A 3,655-nucleotide genomic window follows, 5' to 3' on the forward strand; every position below is an offset into this window, starting at 1 on the left:
CCTTATAGGTCTATTCACACCAACCAATTTATAATATGAAGCTGTCATCTTTACTTTGTAAATTCCGGGGTTCATAAAATGATGAACCACTGCTACTCCTGACTCAAACGGATTACCATCAGTGGTATCTATATACATACTGTACCCATCCCCAAAATCCCACTCGAACTCTAACGTATCTGAAATAATTCGTGCATAATAACTGGCATCAAAATATACTTCTTCACCAACTTCCACTGTTGTTTTTGGTAAAACAGTAATTCGACTTTGACTACTCATAACTAGTGGGATGGAAAGTAAGCACACAATCAGAGGTAATGTTTTCATATTTACTCCAACCAAAATATACTATACATAAAATAAAGTGCAGGGCAATAAGCACTCAATGTTTTATTGCTTACTGCCCCACAGTTCTGAGGGGAGGGTATGTTCGGTTTACAATTTAAGAGCTTTAATCCATCATGGTAGTGTTTTTTTATGAAGTGCACTTTATCAAAATAAAGTGCACCTATAATTTATATATATTTCAATATTTCAGTCATTTTTTCATTAATATTCCATTAACAATATTTCGTACAACACCAATTTTTTTACGGCTTACCGGTATAATATATTTTCCTAAAAGCACAATACTATATCTACCTCCACCCTTTACTACGAGCCTATCAATTCGTTCTGTATCAACAATGTATGAACGGTGAACCCTTAGAAAACGACTTGGTAAAAGTTCTTGAAGTATTTTAAGAGGTTGATCATAGAATTCAACTTTAGAATTTGTAAGGTGAATTTCTACATACATCCCTACTGCTTTAAAAAAAATCACATCCTGTAGCGGGAGCAACTTAACATTTGTACCTTTATGAACAGAAATGTATTGTAGCAAGCTCTTGTTACCCACATTTTTTCTTAATCGTTCAAACGATGTCTTCAACCGTTCAGTCGTATAGGGTTTTGCAATAAAATCGAATACCCCATACTCAAAAGCTTCAATAGCGCGTGTATCATTAGCAGAAATAATAATCGTATGAAACGTTTTTTTAACAAACTTCTGCAAAATTTCAAACCCATCCTGAGAATTTAAATTTAGATCCAATAAAACAACATCAACGCTTTTCTCTTTTAAGTATACTAATGCACCTTGTATTGTAGTTTCAATATGTATTGTTGTAATATCTCTCCCAAGAATCTCAAGTAATCGATCTCGTATATCTTCTGCTGTAGGATACTCGTCTTCAATAATCAGAATTCGCATTATTTGTCCTTTATTTCAATTATAGTTTTCCAACCTGTACTACTTTTTCCAGAACGTATATTCCATCGATGGGGGAAACTCTCTTCCAAACGCAACGATATATACTTCAAACCTACACCACTATTTTGTTTGCCACGCCTTTTAAGAGTACTACCGATTTGTGTAAAAATGTATTGTGTATAGTTTTCTTTTCTTTTACGCTTAAGTATAAATGAAACAATGCTATTGGGTACATTACTATGAGTAATGCCATTTTCAATAAGCGTATGGAATATAAGTGGCGGTATCATTTCATTTTCGTCAATATCATGTGTTTCTAACTTATACGTTATACCACGGCGATAACTCATTATTGAAAGGTGGTGCTTACATATCTCTAATTCTTGGCTAATTGGAATTAATTTCATAGCTGACACTTGAGTAATACAGCGAAATTCCTTTGCAAGTGCATCGATAAGTTGAATAGCTGCTTTTGGGTTTTTTCGTAACCACACTATTATAGAAGATAAAGAATTCAACACAAAATGTGAGTTTATACTCTTTTTTAGTAACTCAATTTCTATACGTGCAGCCCTCAATTTTGCACGTTGCTCTTCTTTTTCCTTTTCAACAAATTTACGACCAACAACTAATGTAGAAAATATGGCCAGTATCGAAGCAGCTCCTATATATTGGAATTGAATAATAAACACAAATGTGGCAATCAAGATCCCAATTGCAATAATCAAACTACCCTCGCGCTTTTTAATAAGCGCAAAAAGTGTGATTAGTCCACATTCAACGAGAAGCAGTCCCGTCATCCAATTTGGGATTTGGAAAAACTCAGAAACAAAAAAAAGAATACCTCCATTAAATACCACAATAAGTAGAAAGAGAATCGCAGAGTGCGGTAAAGAAAAAAGAAGGACGAAATACCATGGGAATAAAATACTACGAATCACCCTCGAGATGTAAAAGGTATAAATGACACCGTGAATATAATTTGCAGGCAAAGTAACATATGATGGTAAAAGTAACACAATTCTATCTACAAGTATTATCATACACACTAAACAAAACAATAAATGCTCGAAAGCACTATTACGAGCTACATAAAGATAGAGATTTAATAAAAATGGTATAAGTAATATACCTGCTGTGAAAAATATCATATAACCAAGTTCATAAGACTTTTGTAGTTCTTTATCATATTCCCCAATGGTTATGTGACCATGATACCATTTCCACTTCGAGTAATCAGAATGATTTGATATTCGAAGTATTATAGTATGTTCACCGATAGTTAACAATTCAGGTGGTATGAATGCGTTGGCATGCATAACACCTTCACGTTCCTCTGTCAGTGTTATACCAACGGTTCCATTTTGTATTAGCTTTTTCCCATCCCAATACAATTCAAATGCGGATATAAAATTTCTGGCAAATATTCCAAGAACCTTTTTGTGAGTACTGCTATCACTAATTAAAATGCTCGTACGTATAAGCCAATTCCCAATGGTATACTTTTGGTGATCGTCGAATTTCTGCCATAATGAATCGGGTAATGAACCTAACGAGTCGGTATTTAATGGATCTTTTGCTATGACCCAGGAGGAAGTAAATGTTATAGACTGCTCTGTGGAAGTACTATAGGGCATTTCTATAGTAGAAACTCCCCAAAAACCAAAAATGAATAGTGTAAAAAAATTCATAGTAATAATAGGTTTAGAATTATCAAAATTTTCAAGATTTGCCGGCCCCTCGTTACTCTAATTTTTACTTCAATATTAGAAAAATCAATATGATTTTCTACCACACTTAAAAAATTACAAACTCTTGGTTACTACTCAACACTTGTAGAATATTGAGCAAAACAATTAATTCCTTTATTTCCTTAATATTGCATTTCAATCCTTTTCACTAATTTCTTTCAATGAAAACATTTGGAATGTATTTTGTGGAATTTTCAAAGGTAAGAAATACAATATGCGTATTTATGAAAATATTAAGCATTTTTTGATGGTATAAAGCTTGCTACTCCTTAGGTACAAACGAATAATGTTTCACTGATAAAGCAAAATGAGGAGTATTTACCATGAAAAGAAGAGAATTCCGTAACAGTATTTTAGGAAGTATCTTTATTTTTGGATTTCTACTTATTCCACAGTTTGCCATTGCACAAAAAGTTGCTTTTGGTCAACAAATCGCTGTGGCTAAAATGATAAAACCCGGTCTAACAACAATCGGTGTTATCGGTTCCAAATTAGATGATAAAGCTATAGAAGCTTGGACACGGGCTGGGTTAGCACTCGGTGTAAAAGTTATAATTGGATTACCCAAAACCGTACGAGATATCCCACAAGTATACAGAACACTTGTAAAAGAAAAAAAGGTGGAACTCCTCCTCATTGCAGAGCAGGATGA

Annotated in this window: 4 protein-coding genes; 1 reads left to right on the forward strand and 3 read right to left on the reverse strand. The window is 33.6% G+C overall.

Translation table 11 applies throughout. The annotated features are described in order from the left end of the window. From N3F66_14710 to N3F66_14720, 3 genes are all read right to left on the reverse strand, one after another. Window positions 1-327: PKD domain-containing protein (locus N3F66_14710; GenBank protein ID MCX8125397.1), on the reverse strand; the 327-nt coding region annotated here is incomplete at its 3' end. A gap of 211 nt (window positions 328-538) precedes the next feature. Next, on the reverse strand, window positions 539-1,252 hold the full coding sequence (locus N3F66_14715; protein MCX8125398.1) for a LytTR family DNA-binding domain-containing protein: 714 nt from the start codon (window positions 1,250-1,252) through the stop codon (window positions 539-541). Further along, entirely contained in the window at window positions 1,252-2,889 is a 1,638-nt protein-coding gene (locus N3F66_14720; GenBank protein MCX8125399.1) for a histidine kinase, read from the reverse strand. The genes N3F66_14715 and N3F66_14720 overlap by 1 nt, the downstream gene beginning before the upstream one ends. Window positions 2,890-3,326: 437 nt before the next feature. Between N3F66_14720 and N3F66_14725 the strand changes: the two genes are divergently transcribed. Next, the coding region (locus N3F66_14725; GenBank protein ID MCX8125400.1) for a hypothetical protein at window positions 3,327-3,655 on the forward strand (329 nt) is incomplete at its 3' end.

It is taken from the genome of Spirochaetota bacterium (assembly GCA_026414805.1).
Lineage (GTDB): Bacteria > Spirochaetota > UBA4802 > UBA4802 > UB4802 > UBA4802.

Excerpts from the sequence above, each read along its gene's own strand:
- N3F66_14715 (MCX8125398.1), bottom strand. The coding sequence starts at position 1,252 with ATGCGAATTCTGATTATTGAAGACGAGTATCCTACAGCAGAAGATATA.
- N3F66_14720 (MCX8125399.1), bottom strand. The coding sequence starts at position 2,889 with ATGCCCTATAGTACTTCCACAGAGCAGTCTATAACATTTACTTCCTCC.